Annotated in this window: 21 protein-coding genes; 11 read left to right on the top strand and 10 right to left on the bottom strand. The window is 71.8% G+C overall.

Features of this window, described 5'->3' with window-relative positions; all coding sequences use genetic code 11:
* Positions 1–164: 164 nt before the first annotated feature.
* The 5 genes from ACZ7LY_RS11590 (at position 165) to ACZ7LY_RS11570 (ending at position 5,497) form a co-directional block, all read left to right on the top strand.
* A complete protein-coding gene (locus ACZ7LY_RS11590) occupies positions 165–1,553 on the top strand; it encodes a TraR/DksA family transcriptional regulator (protein WP_471624333.1) in 1,389 nt (462 codons plus the stop codon).
* Positions 1,554–1,636: 83 nt separating this feature from the next.
* A complete protein-coding gene (lspA, locus tag ACZ7LY_RS11585; protein WP_471624332.1) occupies positions 1,637–2,230 on the top strand; it encodes a signal peptidase II in 594 nt (197 codons plus the stop codon).
* Between the two features lie 52 nt (positions 2,231–2,282).
* Entirely contained in the window at positions 2,283–3,224 is a 942-nt protein-coding gene (locus tag ACZ7LY_RS11580; protein WP_471624331.1) for an RluA family pseudouridine synthase, read from the top strand.
* Positions 3,221–3,691: a GNAT family N-acetyltransferase gene (locus ACZ7LY_RS11575; RefSeq protein WP_471624330.1), complete on the top strand. Its 471-nt coding sequence runs from the start codon at positions 3,221–3,223 to the stop codon at positions 3,689–3,691. The genes ACZ7LY_RS11580 and ACZ7LY_RS11575 overlap by 4 nt, the downstream gene beginning before the upstream one ends.
* Positions 3,692–3,910: 219 nt before the next feature.
* The gene (locus ACZ7LY_RS11570) at positions 3,911–5,497 is read left to right on the top strand and encodes a Na+/H+ antiporter (protein ID WP_471624329.1); all 1,587 of its coding nucleotides are present in this window, start codon (positions 3,911–3,913) and stop codon (positions 5,495–5,497) included.
* Positions 5,498–5,617: 120 nt separating this feature from the next.
* Here the strand turns inward: ACZ7LY_RS11570 and ACZ7LY_RS11565 are convergent, their stop codons facing one another.
* Positions 5,618–6,727, bottom strand: a complete 1,110-nt coding sequence (locus ACZ7LY_RS11565; protein WP_471624328.1) for a mechanosensitive ion channel family protein — start codon at positions 6,725–6,727, stop codon at positions 5,618–5,620.
* Positions 6,728–6,789: 62 nt separating this feature from the next.
* On the opposite strand from ACZ7LY_RS11565, the gene ACZ7LY_RS11560 reads away from it, so the two are divergent.
* Positions 6,790–7,359 (top strand): dienelactone hydrolase family protein, encoded by a 570-nt coding sequence (locus ACZ7LY_RS11560; RefSeq protein ID WP_471624327.1) that lies wholly within the window; start codon positions 6,790–6,792, stop codon positions 7,357–7,359.
* Positions 7,360–7,366: 7 nt separating this feature from the next.
* Here ACZ7LY_RS11560 and ACZ7LY_RS11555 read toward each other — a convergent pair whose 3' ends face one another.
* The 5 genes from ACZ7LY_RS11555 to ACZ7LY_RS11535 all read right to left on the bottom strand — a co-directional run bounded on the left by ACZ7LY_RS11555 (position 7,367) and on the right by ACZ7LY_RS11535 (position 13,466).
* Positions 7,367–8,398 (bottom strand): zinc metalloprotease, encoded by a 1,032-nt coding sequence (locus ACZ7LY_RS11555; protein WP_471624326.1) that lies wholly within the window; start codon positions 8,396–8,398, stop codon positions 7,367–7,369.
* Between the two features lie 303 nt (positions 8,399–8,701).
* Positions 8,702–10,351 carry an alkaline phosphatase D family protein gene (locus ACZ7LY_RS11550; protein WP_471624325.1) on the bottom strand — a complete coding sequence of 550 codons (1,650 nt, stop codon included), beginning with the start codon at positions 10,349–10,351 and terminating at the stop codon, positions 8,702–8,704.
* A 122-nt stretch (positions 10,352–10,473) separates the two neighbouring features.
* Positions 10,474–11,292, bottom strand: a complete 819-nt coding sequence (locus tag ACZ7LY_RS11545) for a DsbA family protein (RefSeq protein ID WP_471624324.1) — start codon at positions 11,290–11,292, stop codon at positions 10,474–10,476.
* Positions 11,293–11,345: 53 nt separating this feature from the next.
* Positions 11,346–12,041 carry a hypothetical protein gene (locus tag ACZ7LY_RS11540; protein ID WP_471624323.1) on the bottom strand — a complete coding sequence of 232 codons (696 nt, stop codon included), beginning with the start codon at positions 12,039–12,041 and terminating at the stop codon, positions 11,346–11,348.
* 93 nt (positions 12,042–12,134) lie between these two features.
* Positions 12,135–13,466: a DUF2252 domain-containing protein gene (locus ACZ7LY_RS11535; protein ID WP_471624322.1), complete on the bottom strand. Its 1,332-nt coding sequence runs from the start codon at positions 13,464–13,466 to the stop codon at positions 12,135–12,137.
* Between the two features lie 190 nt (positions 13,467–13,656).
* On the opposite strand from ACZ7LY_RS11535, the gene dnaE reads away from it, so the two are divergent.
* Positions 13,657–17,196 carry a DNA polymerase III subunit alpha gene (dnaE, locus tag ACZ7LY_RS11530; protein ID WP_471624321.1) on the top strand — a complete coding sequence of 1,180 codons (3,540 nt, stop codon included), beginning with the start codon at positions 13,657–13,659 and terminating at the stop codon, positions 17,194–17,196.
* Positions 17,197–17,310: 114 nt separating this feature from the next.
* On the opposite strand, the gene ACZ7LY_RS11525 is transcribed toward dnaE, so the two are convergent.
* Entirely contained in the window at positions 17,311–17,478 is a 168-nt protein-coding gene (locus tag ACZ7LY_RS11525) for a hypothetical protein (RefSeq protein WP_471624320.1), read from the bottom strand.
* Between the two features lie 245 nt (positions 17,479–17,723).
* On the opposite strand from ACZ7LY_RS11525, the gene ACZ7LY_RS11520 reads away from it, so the two are divergent.
* From ACZ7LY_RS11520 to ACZ7LY_RS11505, 4 genes are all read left to right on the top strand, one after another.
* Complete coding sequence (locus ACZ7LY_RS11520) at positions 17,724–18,956, top strand: NYN domain-containing protein (protein ID WP_471624319.1); 1,233 nt, start codon at positions 17,724–17,726, stop codon at positions 18,954–18,956.
* Between the two features lie 210 nt (positions 18,957–19,166).
* A complete protein-coding gene (locus tag ACZ7LY_RS11515; protein WP_471624456.1) occupies positions 19,167–20,147 on the top strand; it encodes an ABC transporter ATP-binding protein in 981 nt (326 codons plus the stop codon).
* The gene (locus ACZ7LY_RS11510) at positions 20,144–20,968 is read left to right on the top strand and encodes an ABC transporter permease (protein WP_471624318.1); all 825 of its coding nucleotides are present in this window, start codon (positions 20,144–20,146) and stop codon (positions 20,966–20,968) included. Before ACZ7LY_RS11515 ends, ACZ7LY_RS11510 begins: the two co-directional genes overlap by 4 nt.
* Before the next feature lie 34 nt (positions 20,969–21,002).
* On the top strand, positions 21,003–21,650 hold the full coding sequence (locus tag ACZ7LY_RS11505) for a DUF2567 domain-containing protein (RefSeq protein WP_471624317.1): 648 nt from the start codon (positions 21,003–21,005) through the stop codon (positions 21,648–21,650).
* A 301-nt stretch (positions 21,651–21,951) separates the two neighbouring features.
* On the opposite strand, the gene ybaK is transcribed toward ACZ7LY_RS11505, so the two are convergent.
* From ybaK to ACZ7LY_RS11490, 3 genes are read right to left on the bottom strand one after another with little or no spacing between them, the layout of a single operon-like run.
* A complete protein-coding gene (ybaK, locus tag ACZ7LY_RS11500; protein ID WP_471624316.1) occupies positions 21,952–22,455 on the bottom strand; it encodes a Cys-tRNA(Pro) deacylase in 504 nt (167 codons plus the stop codon).
* Between the two features lie 16 nt (positions 22,456–22,471).
* Entirely contained in the window at positions 22,472–23,248 is a 777-nt protein-coding gene (locus tag ACZ7LY_RS11495) for an LON peptidase substrate-binding domain-containing protein (RefSeq protein ID WP_471624315.1), read from the bottom strand.
* Positions 23,245–24,243, bottom strand: coding sequence for a hypothetical protein (locus tag ACZ7LY_RS11490; protein ID WP_471624455.1), 999 nt, complete (start codon positions 24,241–24,243; stop codon positions 23,245–23,247). Before ACZ7LY_RS11490 ends, ACZ7LY_RS11495 begins: the two co-directional genes overlap by 4 nt.
* Positions 24,244–24,280 lie beyond the last annotated feature (37 nt).

Here is a 24,280-nt window from a genome sequence, read left to right as displayed (position 1 = left end):
CGTGCAAGATCACAATTTGTGAAGGGGCCGCGGCCATGGTGGCGAAAAAGACCGCCGTTCAGCATTCTGCGTCCGGTGGAACGACGGGCGCGGGTGCCTCCGGCGGGGCGGCCCGGGCTTCCGGCGCGGGCGGTACGGGTAAGGCCCGCGCGGGCGGTGAGGCCGTGACGGGCGGTACGGGTAAGCCGGCCGGCGGCAAGAAGAGCGTGGCGCGGGCTGCGGGTGCCGGGAAGGCTGCCGCCGGGAAGGCGGGTGCCGGGGAGTCCGGTGCCGGGAAGGCCCCCGCCGGCGCTGAGAAGGCCGTGGCCGCGAAGGTGGCGGCACATGAGCGGGCCGTCGAGGAGGCGCCCGCGAAGAAGGCCGCCGCCGAGAAGCGGGCGGCGGGGAAGCCCGCGTCGGCGACCGAGGTGGCGGTGGCCGGGGCGACACCGGCCGCGAAGAAGGTGCCCGCGAAGAAGGTGCCCGCGAAGAAACCGGCGACCAAGAAGACGGCAGCCAAGAAAACTGCCGCCAAGAAGACGGCCGCCGCTGCCAAGGCGCCCGCGGAGAAGACGACGTCCGAGGGGTCCGCAGCGAAGAAGACGGCAACGAAGAAGACGGCAGCCAAGAAGACCGCGGCCAAGAAAGCCCCCGCGAAGAAAGCCCCCGCGAAGAAAGCCCCCGCGAAGAAAGCCCCCGCGAAGAAGGCGACCCCCGAGGCGGCCGAGCCCCACGGAACGGCCTCCGCGAAGGGCGCCGCCGACAAGCCCCCCACCAAGAAGCGGGCCGCCCGCAAGAGCGCGGCGCATGACGGCACGGCCGGCAAGAGCGCCGCACAAACCGGCACCGCCGACAAGAGCGCCACTCACGACGGCACCGCCGACAAGAGCGCCGCGCCTGATCGCTCCGACCCCAAGACTCACGCCCGCGCTCGCACCGCCCCCGCCGACAAGGGCGTCGGGGAAGGTGCTGAGGGCGGTGGTGCGGGGAAACGTACCGCCAAGAAGACAGCCGGTGCCGCCGAGACGTCCGTGAGGTCCGCCGGAGGCAAGGACGCGACCGAAGAGGCCGCGACGACGACGGGAGCCACGACAGTGGTTGCGAAGAAGACTCAGGGCACGGCCACCGCGGCGAAGAACGCCGGCGCGGTCCCCAAGGCGCGCGGCACCGCCGAACCCGGGGAGCTGGCCGTCAGGGCGGGCGAGGAGCCCTGGACCCCGGAAGAGGTCCGGGAGGCCCGCGCCGAGCTGCAGAGCGAGGTGCTGCGCCTCGGCAGCGAGATCGCCGCCGCCGAGGAGGGCCTCGCCGGTCTGATGCGGGACTCCGGCGACGGCGCGGGCGACGACGACGCCGACACCGGCACGAAGAACATCACGCGCGAGCATGAGATGGCCCTGGCCGCCAACGCCCGCGAGATGCTGCTCCAGACCGAGCGCGCACTGGAGCGCCTGGACGCGGGCACGTACGGCCTGTGCGAGAACTGCGGCAACCCCATCGGCAAGGCCCGTATGCAGGCGTTCCCGCGCGCCACCCTGTGCGTGGAGTGCAAGCAGAAGCAGGAGCGGCGCTCCTGAGCGACGCCCGCACCGACCATGGGACGCCGCCCCGGCGTGCCGTACTCTCGTCCTCAGTCAGGTACCTAGGTTGAGGGACTCACGTGGCCGAGACGGAGCGCATCATCGGTACGCCGGATTCACCCGAGGCGGGGGCAGCCGAACCCGAGCCGGCCGACGAGGCCGGGAAGGACGCCGCCGAGCGCCCGAAGGGCAGCCGGCGCATCGCCGTGCTGTTCGCGGTGGCGGCCCTCGCGTACGCCCTCGACCTGGGCAGCAAGCTGCTCGTCGTCGCCAAGCTTGAGCACCGCGACTCCATCGAGATCCTCGGTGACTGGCTCCAGCTCGAGGTCATCCGCAACCCGGGCGCGGCCTGGGGCGTGGGCGAGGCGTTCACGATCATCTTCACGGTGATCGCGGCGGCCGTGATCGTGGTCATCGTGCGCCTGGCGCGCAAGCTCTACAGCACGCCCTGGGCCATCGCCCTCGGCCTGCTGCTGGGCGGCGCGCTGGGCAACCTCACCGACCGGGTCTTCCGGGCCCCCGGCGTCTTCGAGGGCGCCGTCGTCGACTTCATCGCGCCGAAGAACTACCCGGTGTTCAACCTCGCGGACTCCGCGATCGTGTGCGGCGGCATCCTCATCGTGCTGCTGTCGTTCCGGGGGATCGACCCGGACGGCACCGTCCACAAGGACTGACGCCCGGCACCTGCCGTTCGGCGGTGTCGGTGGGCTCCTGCATACTCGATGCGTGAGCACGATTCCCGAGATCCGCACCCTGCCCGTGCCGGACGGTCTGGAGGGCGAGCGCGTCGACGCCGCCATCTCCCGCATGTTCGGCTTCTCCCGTACCAAGGCCGCCGAGCTCGCCGCCGCCGGGAAGGTCACGGTCGACGGCGCGGTCGTGGGAAAGTCCGAGCGGGTGCACGGCGGGGCCTGGCTCGAGGTCGAGATGCCGCAGGCGCCCGCGCCCGTGCAGATCGTCGCCGAGCCCGTCGAGGGCATGGAGATCGTGCATGACGACGACGACATCGTCGTGATCGTCAAGCCGGTCGGCGTCGCCGCGCACCCCAGCCCCGGCTGGACCGGCACCACCGTGATCGGCGGGCTCGCCGCCGCCGGGTACCGGATCTCCACGTCCGGCGCCGCCGAGCGCCAGGGCATCGTGCACCGGCTCGACGTCGGCACCTCGGGCCTGATGGTCGTCGCCAAGTCGGAGCGGGCGTACACCTCGCTCAAGCGGCAGTTCAAGGAGCGCGTCCCGGACAAGCGCTACCACGCGCTCGTGCAGGGCCACCCGGACCCGATGAGCGGCACGATCGACGCGCCCATCGGCCGCCACCCGAACCATGACTACAAGTGGGCGGTCACGGCCGACGGCAAGCCCTCCGTGACGCACTACGACCTCATCGAGGCGTTCCGCGCGGCCTCCCTGCTCGACATCAAGCTGGAGACCGGGCGCACGCACCAGATCCGCGTGCACATGTCGGCGCACCGCCACCCCTGCGCCGGTGACCTGACGTACGGCGCGGACCCCACGCTCGCCAAGCGGCTCGGCCTGACCCGCCAGTGGCTGCACGCCGTGCGGCTCGGCTTCGAGCACCCCGGCGACGGCCAGTGGGTCGAGTTCGAGAGCGCCTACCCCGACGACCTCCAGACGGCCCTGGACCGCGTGCGCGAGGAGAGCGCGTGAGCGCCGCCGCCTACACGGTCCGCGTCGCGGACAAGGAAGCCGACCGGGACGCCTGCTTCGCCGTGCGCCGCGAGGTGTTCGTCGTCGAGCAGAACGTGCCGCAGGAGCTGGAGTACGACGCGTACGACGCGGGCGCGGTGCATGTGCTGGCCGTGCGCGCGGACGGACTGCCGCTCGGCACCGGCCGGCTGCTGACCGGCGAGGCCGCCGCCGTGAAGAACGGCGGGGCGGCGGACGTCGGCGCCCTCGGCCGGCTCGCAGTGACCAAGGCCGCGCGCGGACTCGGCGTGGGCGCGGCGCTCGTGCGGGCCATCGAGGACGCGGCCCGCGCGCGCGGGCTCGCCGCCGTGGACCTGCACGCGCAGACGCACGCCCTCGGCTTCTACGAGCGGCTCGGGTACGTGGTGTACGGGCCGGAGTTCGACGACGCGGGCATCCCGCACCGGGCGATGCGCAAGCCTCTCTGACGCGAATCCGGCCCGCCGGGCATCCGGTCTGCCAGGGAACCCGGTCTGGCAGGGAATGCGATCTGACAGGGTGTCCGGCCTGCCGGGGGTTCCGGCCGCATCGCGCGCGCCCCGGCACGGATACCCGTGCCGCCTGCCCCCTGAGTGGGGGTTTGTGGGGATACGCGTGGCACCCTTGAGGCCGAACGTCGTGATCGTCGAGCTTGGTCGGAGCCCTTCGTGGAACAGTTGGCCCTGTTGTTCGCGCTGTTGCTCGGAGCGCTTCTGAGTGTGCCGCTGGGCGACCGTCTCGGACTGCCCGCGCCGGTGCTGATGACGCTGCTCGGCATCGGTCTCGCGCTGATCGGCGCCGTGCCCAATGTCGACATCCCGCCGGATCTGATCCTGCCGCTGGTGCTGCCCCCGCTGCTCTACGCGGCCGTGCACCGCACCTCATGGCGGCAGTTCGCGTCCAACAGACGACCGATCTTCCTGCTCGCCGTCGCGCTCGTCTTCGTCACGACGGCCGCCGTCGCCGTCGTGGCGAACGCCGTGGTGCCCGGCCTGCCGCTGGCCGCCGCCGTCGCGCTCGGCGCCCTGGTCGCGCCGCCCGACCCGGTCGCCGCGACCGCCGTCGCCGGCCAACTGGGGCTGCCCCGGCGCATGGTGTCGATCCTGGAGGGCGAGGGCCTGTTCAACGACGTGACGGCGATCGTGCTCTACCACGTGGCCATCGCCGCCGCCGTCTCCGGCACGTTCTCCGTGCCCCAGGCCGTGTTCACGCTCGTGCTGTCGGCGGTCGTCGCCATCGCGGTCGGCTTCGCCCTCGCCTGGTGCGCCAACCGGCTCATGGGCTATCTCGGCGACGCCACGCTCCAGATCGGCCTGACGCTGCTCGTCCCGTACGCCTCCTACGTGCTCGCCGAGGAGCTGCACGGCTCGGGGGTGCTCGCCGTCGTCACCACCGCCATGTTCATGGTGGAGCACGCCTTCGACGCCGACGACGTGCTGAGCCGGCTCACCGGCCGCGCCTTCTGGGACGTCGTGGACACCCTCGTCACCGGTGTCGCGTTCGGGCTCATCGGCCTGGAGGTGCACAACGTCGTACGGACGGCCGACGGGCGCTGGGGCGAGATGCTCGGCTGGGCCGGTGCCGTCGTGGTCGTCGTCATCGTCGTACGGCTGCTGTGGCTGCTGCCCATGACCTGGGTGACGCAGCGCATGCACACGCGGCGGGACGTGGACGAGGAGATCCCCGTGAGCTGGCGGGAGACCGTCGTCATGTGGTGGTCGGGGATGCGCGGCGTGGCGTCCGTGGCGCTGGCCCTCGCCATCCCGCTCACCATGGACGACGGTTCGCCCTTCCCCGACCGCGACGAGATCGTGTTCATCGCGTTCGGCGTGATCATGGCGACCCTCGTCCTCCAGGGCCTGAGCCTGCCCTGGCTGGTGCGGAAGCTGAACGTCACCGCCGACACCGAGGCCGAGCAGACCTACGAGAAGGACCTCGCCCTGCGCGCCGCTAAGGCCGCGAAGCGGCGCCTGAAGGAGATCGAGGAGGTCGAGGAGCTGCCCGAGGAGGTGCAGGAGCAACTGCTGCGCCGCGCCTACGACATCGGGCTGCGCATCAACCCCGAACTCGGCGCCGAGGAGCGCCGCGAGGCTCAGGCCAAACGGTTCGCCAGGATCAAGCGCATCCGGCGCATCCAGTCCGAGATGATGTCGGCGGCCCGCCACGAGGTGCTGGCCGCCCGCAGCGAGCCGGGCGCCGACCCCGAGATCGTCGACCGCGTCCTGCGCCAGCTGGACGTCCGCAGCCTGCGCTGACGTACGGGCCCGCCCGCGGCCCCGGGCAGGGATCAGGCCGGGTCCGTGGGCCCGGCCTGATCGGTGAGGGGCGTCGGGACGCCCTGACGGGCCTGTCCCTTCCGACAGCCCCGAGCGGGGTCAGCCCCGGCCCGTGCGCGGGGCGCGGCCGTCGCGGGCCAGCACATGGCGCGGGAACGGGTCACGCAGCTCCTCGGGCGGCACCAGCGCGGTCGCCGTGTTGATGCGCGGCAGCGCGTACGGGTGGTGCTCGGTCAGCCAGCGCACCATCTGCTCGCGGACGGTGACGCGCACGGTCCAGATGTCGTCCGCGTCCTTGGCGGTGACCAGGGCGCGGACGAGGAGCGTGTTCGGGGTGGTGTCGGTGACGGCCAGGCCCCAGTCGCGGCCGTCCCAGGCGGCGCAGTCGCGGACGATGTCGTGCAGCTTCTCGCGCATCTGCGCGATGGGCGCGCTGTGGTCGAGGTGGAAGAAGACCGTGCCGGTCATCTGGGCGCCACCGCGCGACCAGTTCTCGAACGGCTTCGACGTGAAGTACGACACCGGCATGGTGATCCGGCGCTCGTCCCAGGTGCGTACGGCGAGGAACGTGAGGGTGATCTCCTCGACCGTGCCCCACTCGCCGTCCACCACGACGGTGTCCCCTATGCGGACCATGTCGCCGAAGGCGATCTGGAGCCCCGCGAAGAGGTTGCCGAGGGTGGACTGGGCGGCGACACCGGCGACGATGCCGAGGATGCCGGCCGAGGCCAGCAGCGAGGCGCCGGCCGCGCGGAACGCGGGGAACGTCAGCAGCATCGCGGCCGCCGCCACCACGGCGACGACGGCGGTGACCACGCGCTGGATCAGGGTGACCTGGGTGCGGACGCGGCGGACCCGGGCGGGGTCGCGGTGGGCGTGGGCGTAGCGGGCGTAGGACGACTCCACGATCGTGGCGGCGACTCTGATCACCAGCCAGGCGGTGGCGCCGATCAGGACGAGGCTCAGCGTCCGGCCGATCCCCGCCGAGTGTTCAGGGGCGATCTGTGCCCGGTCGTAGAAGCCCCGCAGCATGGCCGTGCACAGCACGACCTGGAGGGGAAGTCGACAGCGGCGCAACAGGCCCCACAGCGGTGTGTCGGGGTGACGTCGGTCGGCACGCTGCAGCAGACGGTCGGCGGCCCACCCCACGAGCAGGGTGACGACGACCGCTCCACCGACGACGATCAGTGGGCGCAGTACGTTCTCCATCCCACGACCGTAACGGGCGGCACCGGCGTGACGTCGAGGGGGCTCCTGGCACCATGGGGCGCATGAACATCATGCTCTTCCACTCCACGTTCGGGCTGCGGCCCGCCGTGCTCGCCGCCGCCGACCGGCTGCGCGCGGCCGGGCACGAGGTGTGGACCCCCGACCTCTTCGACGGCAAGACCTTCGACACCGTCGAGGAGGGCATGGCCTTCCAGGACGAGACCGGCAAGGACGAGCTGCTCAAGCGCGCCGTCCTCGCCGCCGCGCCCTACTCCGAGCGCGGCCTCGTCTACGCGGGCTTCTCCTTCGGCGCCGCCACCGCGCAGACCCTGGCCCTCGGCGACGAGAGGGCCAAGGGCCTGCTGCTCCTGCACGGCACGTCCGACATCGCGGAGACGGCGAGCGCGCCGGACCTGCCCGTGCAGCTCCACGTGGCCTCGCCGGACGCCTTCGAGACGGACGACTGGCTGAACACGTGGTACCTCCAGATGGGCCGCGTCGGCGCGGACGTGGAGATCTACCGCTACCCGGGCGCCGGGCACCTGTACACGGACCCGGACCTGCCGGACTACGACGAGGAGGCCGCCGAGGCCACCTGGCGGGTGGCGCTCGGCTTCCTGGACACGCTCTAGCGGCGGGTCAGCCGGCCCGGTACGCGCTCCAGCTGTCCTTCATGCGCTGCACCTGGCCGGGCGTGAACTGCGTCATGCAGGAGTCGTACGTGTAGTCCATGAAGTTGTGGATCGGGTCGAGGCCGGCCTTGTTGGTGCACGAGTCGCGCCCGGTGGGGCACTGGTAGGCCGCGGTCTTCTCGGCGGGCGTGTCGGCCACGTAGTCGCCGTTGCCGCTGCAACCGCCCTGGAACGTGTGGTAGAGCCCCAGCCAGTGGCCTATCTCATGGGTGCCGGTGTCGCCCTCGTTGTAGTTGGTGGCCGAGCCGCCCGGCAGCGAGGTGTCGAGGATCACGACGCCGTCGTCGGACGGGTTCGACTTGTACGAGGACGGGAACGTCGCCCAGCCGAGCAGGTCCTGTCCGAGGTTCGCCGTGTAGAAGTTCAGGGCGTTCGCGCCGCCCTTGCGCAGGCTCGACTTCATGGACTTCTCGGCGGCCGAGCCGGGCGTGATGCCGTTGTACCAGGACGCGTTGTCGGTGTAGTCGGTCCCGGCGAGCTGGAACTGGAAGCCGGAGTCGGTGTTGCCGCTGCCCTGCCCGCTGTAGGCGGCGTTCAGGACGCTGATCTGGTTGGCGATCGACGTCGCCGACAGCTTGCCGGTCGTCCCGGAGTGGATGACGTGCACGTACACCGGGATCGTCGTGGTGGCCGTGGTGCTCAGGCCGCGCCCGAGCGTGCCTTCGGCGCGCAGGGTGTCCAGTCTCTTGCGCAGCGCCTTGTCCATGGCGGCGGCGCGCGTGGCGGACAGCTCATTGGGTTCCTGCGCGTGGGCGGCGCCGGCGGGCTTCTTCACGCGGGCGTTCGCGTGCGCGCCCGCGCCCTGGGTGTCGGTGGCGCACGCGCGCGTGGCGGTGGTTTTCGCGCCGGGCTTCGCGGCGGCGCTGCCGCTGGGCGCGGAGAGGGGGACCAGGGCCAGGGCGCCGGAGACCACGGCGGCGCCGAGCAGCCGGCGGCGCAGGCGGGGGGACGGGCGGGAGGCGGAGGCGGGGGTGCTCATACGGACTCCTCGCGGACGCGGGCGGGAGGGACTTCCTCGCCGCCGCCCGGAGATTACGTGGCCATGTCACACCGGAAAAGGACGCGAAACAGCCGCCTCCGCCGCGCGGATCCACCCGGCGAACCAGGACAACGGGGAGAAAAAATCCGGCGCCCGTCCGGAGTTTGGGACGGGCGCGACGAGCCCGGCGTCACCGCGGCGGGCAGAGTGTCCGCTTTGGCGCCCGGCCCCGCACCACCCACCGTGATCAGCGGCGCGGAAGACCGGCTCCCGCGCCGCTGACCGGAATGCACCGTACAGAGATCACCGCACGGGGGCGTCCACGCGCTCGACCTTCTGCGTGCCGGTGCGCGTGCGGTACGAACGCTCCCAGGCCGACGTGGCGTTCTTGTCCGTACGGTCGGAGACGGCGTAGTAGTCCATCTGCGCCCGCTCCGCCGTCACGTCGAGCACGCCGTAGCCGTGCGCGTCCATGTCCAGCCACTTCACATGCCGGTTGGCCGCCTTGACGGCGCTCTCCGCGACCGTGGACACGGTGTCAGGGGCGACGTGCAGGATGTCGTCCAGGTTGTCGGAGGTGACCGACGTGACGACGAACTCCGTGGCCGCCGAGGGGGAGAGCGGATACGTGCCGGCCGTCACCGGCACGTCGTTCGCCCACGCCATGTGGATGTCGCCGGTGAGGAAGACCGTGTCCCGGATGCCGTTGTCGCGCAGGTGCCCGATCAGCTCCTTGCGGTCGTGCGTGTAGCCGTCCCACTGGTCGACGTTGACCGCGAGCCCCTCCTGCGGCAGTCCCAGCAGCTTCGCCAGTGGCGCCAGCAGGTGCGCGGGCAGCGCGCCGAACGCGACCGGCGAGATCATCACCGACGTGCCGACCAGCTTCCAGCGGGCCTGCGACGCGGACAGCCCCGACTTCAGCCAGTCGAGCTGCGCGCGGCCGGTGATCGTGCGGTCCGGCGAGTCCACCGCGCCGTTGCCCACGCTCGCCTGCTGGGAGCGGAACGAGCGCAGGTCCAGCAGGTGCAGCTCGGCCAGCGTGCCGAAGCGCAGCCGCCGGAAGACCGTGCCGGCCGTCGAGGCGCGCACCGGCATCCACTCGAAGTACGCCTGCTTCGCCGCCTGCTGACGGGCCGCCCAGTCGCCCTCGGTGCCCGGCGTGTGGTTCTCCGCGCCGCCCGACCAGGCGTCGTTGGCGAACTCGTGGTCGTCCCAGATCGCCACCAGTGGGTGCGCCGCGTGCATCGCCCGTACGTCGTCGTCGGTCTTGTGCGCGCCGTGCCGTACGCGGTAGTCGGCGAGCGTCACGATCTCGTGCGCGGGCTGGTGCGGGCGCACCGTGTACTTCGCGGCCGGGTACTCGCCCGTCTTGTACTCGTAGATGTAGTCCCCGAGGTGGAGGACCGCGTCCAGGTCGGCGCGGGCCGCGAGGTGGCGGTACGCGGAGAACCAGCCGGCCTCCCAGTTCGCGCAGGACACCACGCCGAAGCGCAGGCCGGCGAGGGAGGCGTCGGCGGCCGGCGCGGTCTTCGTACGGCCCGTGGCGGAGACGACGCCGTCCACCGAGAAGCGGAAGTAGTAGGTGGTCGCCGGACGCAGCCCCCGTACGTCCGCCTTCACGGTGTGGTCGCTCTCGGCGCTCGCGGTCGTCGTCCCCTCGGCGACGACCGTGCCGAACACCTTGTCCTGCGCTATCTCCCACCGCACGGCCACCTCGGGCCCGAGGCCCGAGCCGGGCACGGCGTCCGGGGTCGGCGTCACCCGCGTCCACAGCAGAATGCCGTCCGGCAGCGGGTCGCCTGAGGCGACGCCGTGCAGGAAGGCGGGGGCCTCGGCGGCGTGCGCGGTGGCGGCCGAGGCGAGCGGGCCGGCGAGCGCGGCGGTGGCCGCGGCGGCCTTGACGACGGTACGGCGGCGCGGGGCCGCGGGCTGGGTGTTGAGTCCACTGGTCACGGGTGATCACCTTACTGACCAGTACATGGCGAAGGCGGGCGAACCCGAAAGGTTCGTCCGCCCGTCGACTGTTCGCCGCGTGTCAGCGGGGCCGGCCGGGGCCGGCCCGGGTCAGCCCGGTGTCAGCCCTTGAGCGCCTTGTCCACGGCCGCGTTCCACTCGGCCACCGTCATCGGCGCGTTCTGCTTGTCCGAGCCGGTGATCTTCTTGCCGTCGAGCACGAACGACGGCGTGCCCTGGACGCCGTACTTGTTGTCGTCGAAGTTCTTCGACATCTCCAGCGCCCAGCGGTCGAAGGTGCCGTCCTTGACGTCCTTGGCGAAGGCCTTGTCGTTCTTCAGCTCGGGCACCGTGGCCGCGATCCGCAGCAGGTACGAGTCGTCCTTGAACTTGTCGTCCGTCTCCTCCGGGTGCCACTTCTTGGAGTACATGGCCTCCTTGAAGTTCCAGAAGGCGTCCTTCGACACGTTCAGGGCGGCACCGAGCGCGCTCAGCGCGTTCTTCGAGCCCTCGCCCTGGAGGTTCTTGTCGAGGAAGGTCGCGCCGACGTACTGGATCTTGTACTTGCCGGAGTCCATGTCCTTCTTGAGCGTCGGACCGACCGTCTGCTCGAACTGCGCGCACACCGGGCAGCGCGAGTCCTCGTACGCGATGACCGTCTTCGGCGCGGAGTCCTTGCCGAGCGTCACCGTCGTGTTGTTCTTGCCGGTGGTGTTCTTCGGCGCCACCAGCGCCTTGTCCTTCGCGGCCTCCCAGTACGCGGGCTTGTTGCCCTGCATGACGAGGTAGCCGACGCCGCCCGCGACGGCGAGGACGGCGACGATGGAACCCGCGACGATCGCGTTCTTGCGCGCCTTGTCCTTCTTGGCCTGCCGCTCCCGCTCCAGGCGCAGCCGCTCGCGGGCCGCCATCTTCGCCTGCTGGCTGTTGCGCTTGCTCATGATGTTCGTACTCCGTAGTCGTGTGAGAGATCGGGGGACTGTCGTGTGCCGGCTCAGACGGCCGGGCACGGCGGTCCGCGCCGTCCCACGGAGTGCGCCCACGTCCGGGTGCGCGAGAGGCGGGCGGGAGCGGCCGGCAGCGGCCGGGGTACGTCACCGCTCGCGGCGGCGCTCACCACGGCCCAGGCGATCAGCAGCGGCCGGAACGCGAGCGCCGCGACGGCCCGCAACAGCCCGCCGAGCGCCTGCTCGCCCCGGCGCAGCCAGAGGGCCGCGGCGAGCCCCACGCCGACGTGCGCGGCCAGCAGCAGCCACGGGAGCGTGGGGTCGGTGTGCGCGAACAGGGCCGCGTCCCGGGCGCCGCCGCCCGCGACCCGGGCCAGCGGCGTGCCCACGTTGCCCGCGCACAGCACGTCGAAGCCGAACGCGCGCAGCGGGCCCGCGACCGGTCCCGCGGCCTCTCCGTAACAGACGTGCTGGCCGGTGGTGAAGACCGTGTCCGCGGCCAGTTCCAGCGGGACGAGCAGGGCCGCGATCCGGCCGAAGCCGCGCTCGCGCCCGGCGAGCGCGTACGCGATCACGAACACGGCCGTCGCCACGGCGGCGAGGGTCGTGAGCGGCAGCGGGGCCCGTGACAGCAGGACGTGCGACGCGGCGGAGAGCATCACGACGAGCGCCGTGAAGAGGGCCGCGCGCACGGCTCTGAGCTGGGTCCCGGATATGTCGTCCATCGCGGAGGAGTGTGCCATGGCCACCTGTCAGCGGTGCCTAAAGGGTGCCTGTGTGTTATCGAATCGCAGGCTGGCGGCTGCTGACGGCTGCTGACGGCGCGGGACGGCCCGTTATGCGGCGAGGCCCGGGATGCGGCCGTTGCGGAAGAGGTCCACGAAGATCTGGTGGTCCGCACGCGCGCGTGCCCCGTAGGTGTGCGCGAAGTCGACCAGCAGCTCGGCGAAGCCGTCCTCGTCGGCCGCGATGGCCGCGTCGATGGCCCGCTCCGTGGAGAACGGCACCAGCGACTCGCCGGACTGGTCGTCCGCCGCCGCGTGCATCGCCGCCGTCGCCCGGCCGAGGTCCGCGACCACCGCCGCGATCTCCTCCAGGTCGTCGATGTCGTCCCAGTCCAGGTCCACCGCGTACGGCGACACCTCGGCGACCAGCTGGCCCGCGCCGTCCAGCTCGGTCCAGCCCAGCCACGGGTCCGCGTGCGCCTGGAGCGCCCGCTGCGAGATCACCGTGCGGTGGCCCTCGTGCGCGAAGTACTCGCGGATCGCCGGGTCCGTGATGTGCCGGGAGACGGCCGGGGTCTGCGCCTGCTTGACGTAGATCACCACATCGTTCTCCAGGGCGTCGCTGTTGCCCTCCAGCAGGATGTTGTACGAGGGCAGGCCCGCCGAGCCGATCCCGATGCCCCGGCGGCCCACGACGTCCTTGACCCGGTAGGAGTCCGGGCGGGCCAGCGACGCCTCCGGCAGCGTCTCCAGATAGCCGTCGAACGCGGCGAGCACCTTGTAGCGCGTCGCCGCGTCCAGCTCGATCGCGCCGCCGCCCGCCGCGAACCTGCGCTCGAAGTCCCGGATCTCCGTCATCGACTCCAGCAGACCGAACCGGGTCAGCGAGCGCGCGTCGCGCAGCGCGTCCAGCAGCGGGCCGTCCGCCGTGTCCAGCGTGAACGGCGGCACCTCGTCGCTCTTGGCGCCCGTCGCCAGCGCGCGCACGCGCTCGCGGTAGGCCGCCGCGAACGTGCGCACCAGCTCGCTGATCTGGTCGTCGCCGAGGGCCTTCGCGTACCCGATCAGCGCCACGGACGCCGCGAACCGCTTCAGGTCCCAGGTGAACGGGCCGACGTACGCCTCGTCGAAGTCGTTCACGTTGAAGATCAGGCGGCCCGTCGCGTCCATGTACGTGCCGAAGTTCTCCGCGTGCAGATCGCCGTGGATCCACACCCGGCTCGTGCGGTCGTCCAGGTACGGGCCGCCGTGCTGCTCGCGCTGGACATCGTGGTAGAAGAGGCACGCCGTGCCGCGGTAGAAGGCGAACGCCGAGGCCGCCATCTTGCGGAACTTCACCCGGAACGCGGCGGGATCCGCGGCGAGCAGCTCGCCGAACGCGGTCTCGAACACGGCGAGGATCTCCTCGCCGCGCTGCTCGGCGGTGGGCTGCGGTTCCGGCATCGCTGGGTGCCTCCTGGTACGCGGGGTACGGGCGATTCGCTGTCTTCGGGAATCGGTCCGTGTGTCTGGTCCAACGCACGACCGTACTCCGGAGTGCCCGCGTGTTGTCAGTGGCCGGTCGTAGACTTCCAAGCTGTCCGGACGTGTCGCCGCGCGCCCGCCCCGATGCCCGATCCTGGAGGCCCCCACCGTGTCGAAGCCCCCCTTCACGCACCTGCACGTGCACACCCAGTACTCGCTGCTGGACGGCGCCGCGCGGCTGAAGGACATGTTCAAGGCGTGCAACGAGATGGGCATGACGCACATCGCCATGTCCGACCACGGCAACCTGCACGGGGCCTACGACTTCTTCCACTCGGCGCAGTCGGCCGGCGTCACCCCGATCATCGGCATCGAGGCGTACGTCGCCCCCGAGTCCCGGCGCAACAAGCGCAAGATCCAGTGGGGCCAGCCGCACCAGAAGCGCGACGACGTCTCCGGTTCGGGTGGTTACACCCACAAGACGATCTGGGCGGCGAACAGCACGGGCCTGCACAATCTCTTCAAGCTGTCCTCCGACGCGTACGCGGAGGGCTGGCTGCAGAAGTGGCCGCGCATGGACAAGGAGACCATCTCGCAGTGGAGCGAGGGCCTCGTCGCCTCCACCGGCTGCCCCTCCGGCGAGCTCCAGACCCGGCTGCGCCTCGGCCAGCACGACGAGGCCCTCAAGGCGGCGGCCGAGTACCAGGACATCTTCGGCAAGGACCGCTACTTCCTGGAGCTGATGGACCACGGCATCGAGATCGAGCGCCGCGTCCGTGACGGCCTCCTCGACATCGGCAAGAAGCTCGGCATCCCGCCGCTGGTCACCAACGACTCGCACTACACGTACGCGCACGAGGCGACCGCCCACGACGCCCTGCTGTGCATCCAGACCGGCAAGAACCTCTCGGACCCCGACCGCTTCCGCTTCGACGGCACGGGCTACTACCTGAAGTCCACCGACGAGATGTACGCCATCGACTCCTCGGACGCCTGGCAGGAGGGCTGCCGCAACACGCTCCTGGTGGCCGAGCAGATCGACACCACCGGCATGTTCGAGAAGCGCGACCTCATGCCGAAGTTCGAGATCCCGGAGGGCTTCACCGAGGTCACCTGGTTCCAGGAGGAGGTCCGGCGCGGCATGCAGCGCCGCTTCCCCGCGGGCGTGCCCGAGGACCGCCAGCAGCAGGCCGAGTACGAGATGGACGTCATCATCCAGATGGGGTTCCCCGGCTACTTCCTCGTCGTCGCCGACTTCATCATGTGGGCGAAGAACAACGGCATCGCGGTCGGCCCCGGCCGAGGCTCCGCGGCCGGCTCGATCGTCGCGTACGCCATGGGCATCACCGACCTCGACCCGATCGAGCACGGACTGATCTTCGAACGGTTCCTCAACCCCGAGCGCGTCTCCATGCCCGACGTCGACATCGACTTCGACGAGCGCAGGCGCGTCGAGGTGATCAGGTACGTGACGGAGAAGTACGGCTCCGACAAGGTCGCCATGATCGGCACCTACGGCAAGATCAAGGCCAAGAACGCGATCAAGGACTCCGCGCGCGTGCTCGGCTACCCGTACGCGATGGGCGACCGCATCACCAAGGCCATGCCCGCCGACGTCCTCGGCAAGGGCATCGACCTCGACGGCATCACCAACCCCGAGCACCCGCGCTACTCGGAGGCCGGCGAGGTCCGCTCGATGTACGAGAACGAGCCGGACGTCAAGAAGGTCATCGACACCGCCAAGGGCGTCGAGGGCCTGGTCCGCCAGATGGGCGTGCACGCCGCCGGCGTCATCATGTCCAGCGAGCCGATCATCGACCACGCCCCGGTCTGGGTCCGGCACACCGACGGCGTCACCATCACGCAGTGGGACTACCCGCAGTGCGAGTCGCTCGGCCTGCTCAAGATGGACTTCCTGGGCCTGCGCAACCTCACCATCATGGACGACGCCCAGAAGATGGTGGAGCGCAACAAGGGCATCAAGCTCGAACTGCTCGACGTCCCCCTCGACGACCCGAAGACCTTCGAACTGCTCTGCCGCGGTGACACGCTCGGCGTCTTCCAGTTCGACGGCGGCCCGATGCGCTCGCTGCTGCGCCAGATGCAGCCCGACAACTTCGAGGACATCTCCGCCGTCTCGGCCCTGTACCGGCCCGGCCCGATGGGCATGAACTCGCACATCAACTACGCCGAGCGCAAGAACGGCCGGCAGGAGATCACGCCGATCCACCCGGAGCTCGAAGAGCCCCTGAAGGAGACGCTGGGCCTCACCTACGGCCTGATCGTGTACCAGGAGCAGGTGCAGAAGGCCGCGCAGATCATCGCCGGGTACTCGCTCGGCGAGGCCGACATCCTGCGCCGTGTGATGGGCAAGAAGAAGCCCGAGGAACTGGCGAAGAACTTCACGATCTTCCAGGCCGGCGCCAAGAAGAACGGCTACTCCGACGAGGCGATCCAGGCCCTGTGGGACGTCCTGGTGCCGTTCGCCGGCTACGCGTTCAACAAGGCGCACTCCTCCGCGTACGGCCTGGTCACGTACTGGACCGCCTACCTCAAGGCGAACTATCCGGCCGAGTACATGGCGGCCCTGCTCACCTCGGTGAAGGACGACAAGGACAAGTCGGCCGTCTACCTCAACGAGTGCCGCCGCATGGGCATCAAGGTGCTCCCGCCCAACGTGAACGAGTCCGTCCACAACTTCGCCGCCCAGGGCGACGACGTGATCCTCTTCGGCCTGGAGGCCGTCCGTAACGTCGGCACCAACGTGGTGGAGTCGATCATCCGGGCCCGCAAGGCGAAGGGGAAGTTCAGCTCCTTCCCCGACTACCTCGACAAGATCGAGGCCGCCGCGTGCAACAAGCGCACGACGGAGTCGCTGATCAAGGCCGGCGCCTTCGACACGCTCGGGCACACCCGCAAGGGCCTCACCGCCCAGTACGAGCCGATGATCGACAACGTGGTCGCGGTCAAGCGCAAGGAGGCCGAGGGCCAGTTCGACCTCTTCGGCGGCATGGGCGAGGAGGACAGCAGCGAGCCGGGCTTCGGGCTCGACGTCGAGTTCTCCACCGACGAGTGGGACAAGACGTATCTGCTCGCCCAGGAGCGCGAGATGCTCGGCCTGTACGTCTCCGACCACCCGCTCTTCGGCCTGGAGCACGTGCTGTCCGACAAGGCGGACGCGGGCATCGGCCAGCTCACCGGCGGCGACTTCGGCGACGGCGCGGTCGTCACCGTCGGCGGCATCATCTCCGGCCTCCAGCGCAAGATGACCAAGCAGGGCAACGCGTGGGCGATCGCCACCGTGGAGGACCTGGCCGGCTCGATCGAGTGCATGTTCTTCCCGGCGACCTACCAGCTCGTCTCCACGCAGCTCGTCGAGGACGCGGTCGTCTTCGTCAAGGGCCGCCTCGACAAGCGCGAGGACGTCCCCCGCCTGGTCGCCATGGAGATGCAGGTCCCCGACCTCTCCCACGCGGGGACGAACGCGCCGGTGATCCTCACCATCCCCGCCCTCAAGGTCACCCCGCCGATGGTCAGCCGCCTCGGGGAGATCCTCTCCAACCACAAGGGCGACAGCGAGGTCCGCATCAAGCTCCAGGGCCCGCGCAAGACGACCGTGCTGCGCCTGGACCGGCACCGGGTCAAGCCCGACCCGGCGCTCTACGGCGACCTGAAGGTGCTGCTCGGCCCGTCCTGCCTGGCCGGCTAGCCAGGCGGGGCGCGCCCCCGCGCCCCGAGCGCCCCGCACGCACAAGGGCCTCATCCGGACGTCTCCGGGTGAGGCCCTTGCTCTGTTCCAGGTGCTTACCTGTGCGTCAAGGCGTCAGTTGTGTCCGAACCGGCGCTCGCGGCCCTTGCGGGCCACCTCGGTGGGGGTGCCGGCGATCGCGGACTTCGTCTCGGCTTCCATCGCCGAGGTGTTCGCCTGCTGGTGCGACCGCTCCGCGGCGCTCTTGTCCTGCTGACGGTTCTGCTTACGGTTCTTGGCCATGGTGCTCTTGCCTCCTGAGGGGGATCTAGGGGCCAGGGCCGCGTTCAGATTCACATATCCACACAAAAGGTGCATGTCAGAGGATTACCATCCGTGACGACCTGTGTGCGCGACCGACCGCAGACCTTCACCGCATCCGCCACGCCGAAGATCGAGTTCGAGCCGTTAACCCCCGCACGGTCGGGCAGACTCGAAGGAAACCCGGAGCGAACGTGCGGGCGTGTCGTCGGAAGAGGGTGGATCGCGTGGACCGTTGCATCGTCCTGGTGGATGCCGGATATCTCCTGGGCGCCGCCGCGAGCCTCCTCGCGGGCGAACCCTCCCGCTCCCGCATCCACGTGGACCACGCGGCCCTCATCCAGGGGCTGCGCGAGCGCGCCGAGGCCGAGACCGGCCGCCAGCTCCTGCGCATCTACTGGTTCGACGGCGCCCCCGACCGCGTCCCGCAGCCCGAGCACCGCAGGCTGCGCGTCATGCCCCGGGTCACCGTCCGCCTCGGCGCCCTGACCCGCAGCGACGGCCGCTGGGCACAGAAGGGCGTCGACGCCGCCATGCACGCCGAGCTGACCGAACTGGCCCGCAACCGCGCCTGCTCCGACATCGTCCTCGTCACCGGCGACGGCGATCTGCTGCCCGGCATGATGGCCGCCAAGGAGCACGGCGTCGCCGTCCACCTGTGGGCCGTCCAGGCCGCCGACGGCGACTACAACCAGTCCGAGGACCTCGTCGCCGAGGCCGACGAGCGCCGCGTCCTCGACCGCGCCTGGATCACCCAGGCCGTCCGCGCCAAGGAGATCGGCGGCATCTGCGCCCCGCCGCCCGCGCCCCGCCCCGAGATCGCCGCGATCCTCTCCGCGCCGCTGCCCGAGTCCGCGCTCACCGCGACGGACCGCGCGCCCGAGAGCGACGCCGCCGACCGCCCCGTACGGCACACGCCCGAGGAGCGGGACGGGGAGCACACGGAGGATCGTTCCGCCAACGCCAAGGGCGTGCCCACGCCCAAAGACCTCGCCGCGCTGCGCGCTCCCGGCGCCCACACCGCCCAGCACCCGGCAGGCGCCACCCTGCGCTGGTCCTCCGACAAGGGCTGGGTCGAGCGCCCCTCCGCCGCGGGCGAGCCGCCGGACGCCGCCCTGCTGCCCACCCTCGCCCAGCTCACCACCGCCGAGCAGCGCTGGGCCGACCGCGAGGAGGACATCACCACCGTCGGCGGCGACCCCTACGAGGTCGGCCAGGTCTTCGCCCGCCGCTGGCTGAGCCGCCTCGGCGACCCCGCCCAGTCGCGCAAGCTCGCCGCGCTCTACCCGCGCGTCCCGCACCGCATCGACGGCGAGCTGCTGCGCTACGCCGCCCGCTTCGGCCTCCTCGCGCACAAGGACGACCAGATCGACGAGCACGACCGGTACGCGATCCGGGCCGGTTTCTGGCGCGAGATCGACGTCCGTACGGGCACCGAGCCCGCCGCGGCGGGGGAGTAGCGCGCCCGCGAGGCCCTCCGGAGGGGGCGCGGCGGACGCGGGCCGTGTCGCGTGCGTAACCTTCCGCCGCAGGTCAGGCGCGTGCCCGGGGTCGCGGGGCGCGCTCGGTGCCCGACCCGGGCGCAATGTCCGGGCCCTGACCCCGTACTCTCGTTCCTCGTGAACACGCGCACCACAGAGGCCGGCCCCCAGCGTCACGGGGGCGCTGTCGTGTGCGCGGTGCGCGGGCTCAGCAAGACCTACCCCGCCGCGCGCGGGCGGCGCGGAACGGCCCCCACGCCCCCTGTGCGGGCCACCGACGACGTACGGCTCGACATCCGGCGCGGCGAGATCTTCGGCCTCCTCGGGCCCAACGGCGCCGGCAAGTCCACCCTCGTACGGCAGCTCACCGGGCTGATGCGGCCCGACGCGGGCAGCGTGGAGATCCTCGGGCACGACATCGTGCGCCACCCGGACCGGGCCGCGCGCATCCTCGCCTATCTCGGGCAGGAGTCGACCGCCCTCGACGAGCTGACCGTCTCCCTCGCCGCCGAGACCACCGGACGGCTGCGCGGGCTGCCCCTCAAGGACGCGCGGGCCGAGCGGGACGCCGTCCTGGAGGAGCTGGGCCTGACCGAGCTGGCCGGGCGGCCCCTGAAGAAGCTCTCCGGCGGCCAGCGGCGCCTCGCCTGCTTCGCCGCGGCCCTCGTCGGCGAGCGCCCGCTGCTCGTCCTCGACGAGCCGACCACCGGCATGGACCCCGTCGCGCGGCGCGCCGTGTGGGCGGCCGTGGACCGGCGCAGGGCCGAACGCGGCACGACCGTCCTGCTCGTCACCCACAACGTCATCGAGGCCGAGACCGTGCTCGACCGGGTCGCCGTGCTGGAGCGCGGCAAGGTCATCGCCTGCGACACGCCCGCCGGGCTCAAGGACCGCGTCGCCGGCGAGGTCCGCGTCGAGCTGGTGTGGCGCGAGCGGCCCCCGCTGGAACTGAGCGAGGTCGCCGCCCTGCGCGAGCACGCCGTCGAGGCGGGCCGGCGCTGGTCGCTGCGGCTCGCGCCCGACGCGGCCCGCTCCGCCGTCGCCGCCGTGACCGGCGGCCCCGCGTTCGACTTCCTCGACGACTTCACGCTCGCCACGCCGAGCCTGGAGGACGTGTACCTGGCGCTCGGCGGGAGCCGCAGCGGTGTGAAGGGGCTGGTGAAGGCGTGAGTGTCGTATCCGCAGAGGCGCTGCGCGGACGCGGGCCCGCCGTCGGCTCCGCCCCGGACGAGGCAGCCACGCTCGCCCCGGCGGCGCGTTTCCTGCCCTCCCTCGCGGCCGTCTACCGGGCGCAGCTCTCGCGCGCGCGGGTGGCCCGTATCCCGCTGCTGTTCGTGGCGACCTTCCAGTCCATCGGGATCATGATCCTCATGCGCGGGGTCGTCGACCGGGGCAGCGAGGAGGCGCGGGCCGTCGTCGCCGGGTCCGCCGTGCTCGTCGTCGCCTTCGTCGCGCTGAACCTCCTCGCCCAGTACTTCGGGCAGTTGCGCGCCGCCGGCGGGCTCGACCACTACGCGACCCTGCCGGTGCCGCCCGCCTCCGTCGTGCTCGGCGCGGCCGGGGCGTACGCGTCGTTCACCGTGCCGGGGACCGTGGTCACCGCGGTCGTCGGCTGCGCCATGTTCGACCTGCCGCTCGCCCATCTGTGGGTGCTCGCCGCCGTGATCCCGCTGGCCGGGGCCGCCCTCGCCGGGCTCGGCGCCGCGCTCGGGCTGCTCGCGCCGCGCCCGGAACTGGCGACGCTGCTCGGGCAGTTGGGCATGTCGGCGGCGCTGCTGCTCGGCGTACTGCCGGCCGACCGGATGCCCGCGGTCGTCCAGTACGCGCGGGATCTGCTGCCGTCCACGTACGGCGTCGAGGCGTTCGCCCGTACGTTCGGGGAGCATCCGGACTGGCCCGTCGTCCTGCTCGACCTGGGCGTCTGCGCCGGGGTCGGGGTCGCGTCGCTGGCCGTGGCCACATGGGCGTACCGCCGGGCAGCCGTCCGGTGACGCGCGCGCGACAGCGGCCTGGCACGATGTCAGGGTGACCGCACCGCTGACGCCGCCGCATCAACCCCCGAACGACCATGGGCAGGGCGACCCGTGGCAGGCACCCGACCCCATGACCGGGCATCTGCCGCCCGCGCCGACCGCTCCGCACGGCGACGGGCCTGGGCTACGGGTGGAACTGCGTGAGGCCGTCCTCGTGACGGTGGCGCTCGCGGTCGTCGGGCTGCTGCTCGGGGCGCTGTGGCTGTGGCTCGCGCCGCGCGTGCCGCTCATCTCCGACAACACGGCCGTGTATCTGAAGGACACCGAGGGCGAACAGGCCATCGGGATCGACGGAACGTTCACGCTGCTCGGGCTCGCGTTCGGGGTCGTCACCGCGGTGGGCGTCTTCCTGTGGCGCCGACGGGGCGGGGTGCCGCTCGTCGTGGGGCTCGCGGTGGGGGCGTTGCTCGGGGGGATCGTCGCGTGGCGGTTCGGGATCTGGCTCGGGCCTACGCAGGATGTCGCCGGGCATGCGAAGGCGCTGGGTAAGGGGGTGGTGTTCGATGCGCCGCTTGAGCTCAAGGCCAAGGGGGCGTTGTTGGCGTGGCCGCTGGCCGCGATGGTCGTTCATCTTGGGCTGACGGGGCTTTTCGCTCCTAAGGACCCGGATCCTTACGCCTCGTACTACACGTCGGTCTGAACGCCCCGGCGCGGGGCCGGCTTCCGCCGGCTCGGGAGGCTGGCGTCGAGGTCAGCCCCTTCAGGGGCGCGGGGAACTGCGCGACCGGCCACGACGAAGCCCGCACCCGGCGTCCGGCTCTGGGGCTCCGCCCCAGACCCCGCTCCTCAATCGCCGGAGGGGCTGGATGTTTGTGGCTCGGCCAGCTCCTCGGGCCTGGGAGTTCGGGTGGGAAGTTGGCGTTGAGGTCAGCTCCCTCAGGGGCGCGGGGAACTGCGCGGCCAGCCACGACGAAACCCGCACCCGGCGTCCGGCGTAAAGATCAACGGCGTTTGATCGGGGCCAGGGTGGCCGAGGTGAGGGCGGTCAGGGACGTGGGGGTCAGTTCTACCTCCAGGCCCCTGCGGCCGGCGGAGACGCAGATCGTGTGGAAGTCCGCCGCGGAGACATCGATCACCGTAGGGAGCTTCTTCCGCTGTCCGAGCGGAGAGATACCGCCGCGCACGTACCCCGAGGTCCGCTCGGCCAGCGCGGGATCGGCCATGACCGCCCGCTTGCCCCCGACCGCCGCCGCGAGCGCCTTGAGGTCGAGCTGCCCGTCGACCGGCACGACCGCCACCGTGAGACGCCCGTCGACGTCCGCGACCAGCGTCTTGAAGACCCGCTCGGGGGAGACCCTCATGGCCTGCGCGGCCTCCTCCCCGTACGAGGGATGCGCCGGATCGTGCTCGTAGGAGTGCAGGGTGAACTCGACGCCCGCGGCGGTCAGCGCCACGGTCGCCGGGGTCCCGCCCGCCTGGTCCTTCTTCTTGGCCTTCTTCGTCAACGCCCGTCTTCCTCCCTCAGTTGAGGCTCGTCGCCTGCCGCGTCAGATCCGCGGCGGGCAGCGACGGCAGATGCCGGATGATCGCCGTCTCGGACCGCAGCAGCGTCAGCTCCTCCCGCAGCCGCGTCGCCGCGTCGGGCGCCTGGAGCAGCCGCTGCCGGGTCGGCACGTCGAGCATGGCCGCGGCGGCGACGAGGTAGGACACCACGGACGGCTCGTCCGGCAGCTCGGCGGCGGTCGCGAGGGACCGCTCCCGGGCACCGGCGAGCCGCTTCTGGTACGAGCGGAACGCGCGCAGCACGCCCTCCGCGAGCGCCCCGGCCTCCTCGCCGTCCTCCTCGTCCAGCTCCTCCACCTCGGCCGTCAGATACGGCCCCGACGCGTCCACGGAGTGCAGCTTCACGCGGCGCGTGCCGGTGGCGAGCACCTCGAAGCTGCCGTCGGGCCGCTCCCGGATCGTCGCCGCGTCGGCGATGCAGCCGATGGTGTGGAAGGAGCGGAGGGGGTCGTCGCCGAACCCGGCGGCGGGGCCCGCGCCCGCCTCCTTCGTCGTCACGTCGTCCGGCATGCCCGGCGCGCTCGGCGCGACCTCGTGGCCGTCGCGGATGGCGACCACGGCGAAGCGGCGCGGCTCGTCGGAGACGGACGGTTCGATGTCGGGGTCCTCGGGGGACTCCTTCAGCAGATCGCGCATCATGGCGCGATAGCGCTCCTCGAACACGTTCAGCGGGAGGACGAGTCCCGGGAACAGCACCGAGTTGAGCGGGAAGAGCGGAAGCCGGACGGTGGTCACGTCGGCCAAGCGTAATGGTCGCCGCCCGCGCCCGGACCGCCGCACAGGGGGAGCGTCGCCGCGACCTCGAGCCGGACGGTGTCCCGTACGTCGAGGAACCGCCCCAGCGGGTCGTCGGAGATCCGGTCCCAGGGGAACGAGGTCGCGTACGGGCCGAGCAGCCGCAGTTGCTCCAGCGCGTCGTTCCAGCGCTCCAGCTCTACGAGGACGCAGATCAGGACGTTGCGGACCTCGGCGGGCCAGGGGTCGGCGGGGTCGTAGGACCGGGAGAGTCCGAGGGCGAGGTCGGCCGCCGCGTCGAGGCGGGCGCGCGGAACGCCGCCCGCGGGGCCGGGCGGCGGGGCGGGAGCGGTCAGGGCGGCGAGCGCGGCGCGCACGGGCAGCGCCTTCAGCAGCGAGCCGGGCAGCGCGTCCTGGGCGGCGCGCTCGGCGAAGTCGAAGCACTCGGCGTGCGAGCCGTACCAGGCCGCCGACAGATAGCGCAGCGCGGAGACATGGCAGCCGTAGTGGTGCGGTGAGCGGCGCACCGCCTGCTCCCACACCGCCTCGAAGACGGTGTGCGCGGCGTTCGTGCCCCGGACGTGGTCGAGGGCGACGCGCCAGGGCACCGGGTCGCGGGAGTCGGCCTCGGCGGCGGCCAGCAGCAGGGGCGTGACCTCGGTGAGCAGTTCGGCGCGGGCGGGGGAGGCGAACGCGCGGGTGACCGCCAGCTCCGCCTTGACCAGCAGCAGGTCGGGATTGTGCGGGGCCGCCGCCTGCCACGCCTCGAACCACTCGGAGCGGAACGCGGCGAACGCGGCGAGGCGCTGCACGTACCGGTCGCGGTTCTCCCACTCGGCGGCCTCGCGGGTGTGGGCCAGCACGCGCGCGAGGGGTTCGTGTTCGCCGCGCCCGGCCGCCGCGAGCGCCGGTTCCAGGCGGGCGTCCGGCGCGTCGAGGAGCACGTCCTCGTCGGCGGGCAGCCCCGCCGCGAGGCCGGCGGTGTGCCGGATCATGCGGACGGTACGGATGAAGGCGCGCAAAAGCGGCACG

This window comes from Streptomyces sp. NPDC107550 (assembly GCF_055639095.1).
The sequence above is the reverse complement of the archived record's forward strand: the minus strand, read 5'-3'. Positions and strand labels throughout refer to the sequence as shown.

Bases quoted from the DNA above. Each gene is read 5' to 3' on its own strand.
- ACZ7LY_RS11565 (WP_471624328.1), bottom strand. From the start codon at position 6,727: ATGGAGAACGTACTGCGCCCACTGATCGTCGTCGGTGGAGCGGTCGTC.
- ACZ7LY_RS11560 (WP_471624327.1), top strand. From the start codon at position 6,790: ATGAACATCATGCTCTTCCACTCCACGTTCGGGCTGCGGCCCGCCGTG.
- ACZ7LY_RS11555 (WP_471624326.1), bottom strand. From the start codon at position 8,398: ATGAGCACCCCCGCCTCCGCCTCCCGCCCGTCCCCCCGCCTGCGCCGC.
- ACZ7LY_RS11545 (WP_471624324.1), bottom strand. From the start codon at position 11,292: ATGAGCAAGCGCAACAGCCAGCAGGCGAAGATGGCGGCCCGCGAGCGG.
- ACZ7LY_RS11540 (WP_471624323.1), bottom strand. From the start codon at position 12,041: ATGGCACACTCCTCCGCGATGGACGACATATCCGGGACCCAGCTCAGA.
- ACZ7LY_RS11535 (WP_471624322.1), bottom strand. From the start codon at position 13,466: ATGCCGGAACCGCAGCCCACCGCCGAGCAGCGCGGCGAGGAGATCCTC.
- ACZ7LY_RS11525 (WP_471624320.1), bottom strand. From the start codon at position 17,478: ATGGCCAAGAACCGTAAGCAGAACCGTCAGCAGGACAAGAGCGCCGCG.
- ACZ7LY_RS11490 (WP_471624455.1), bottom strand. From the start codon at position 24,243: ATGATCCGGCACACCGCCGGCCTCGCGGCGGGGCTGCCCGCCGACGAG.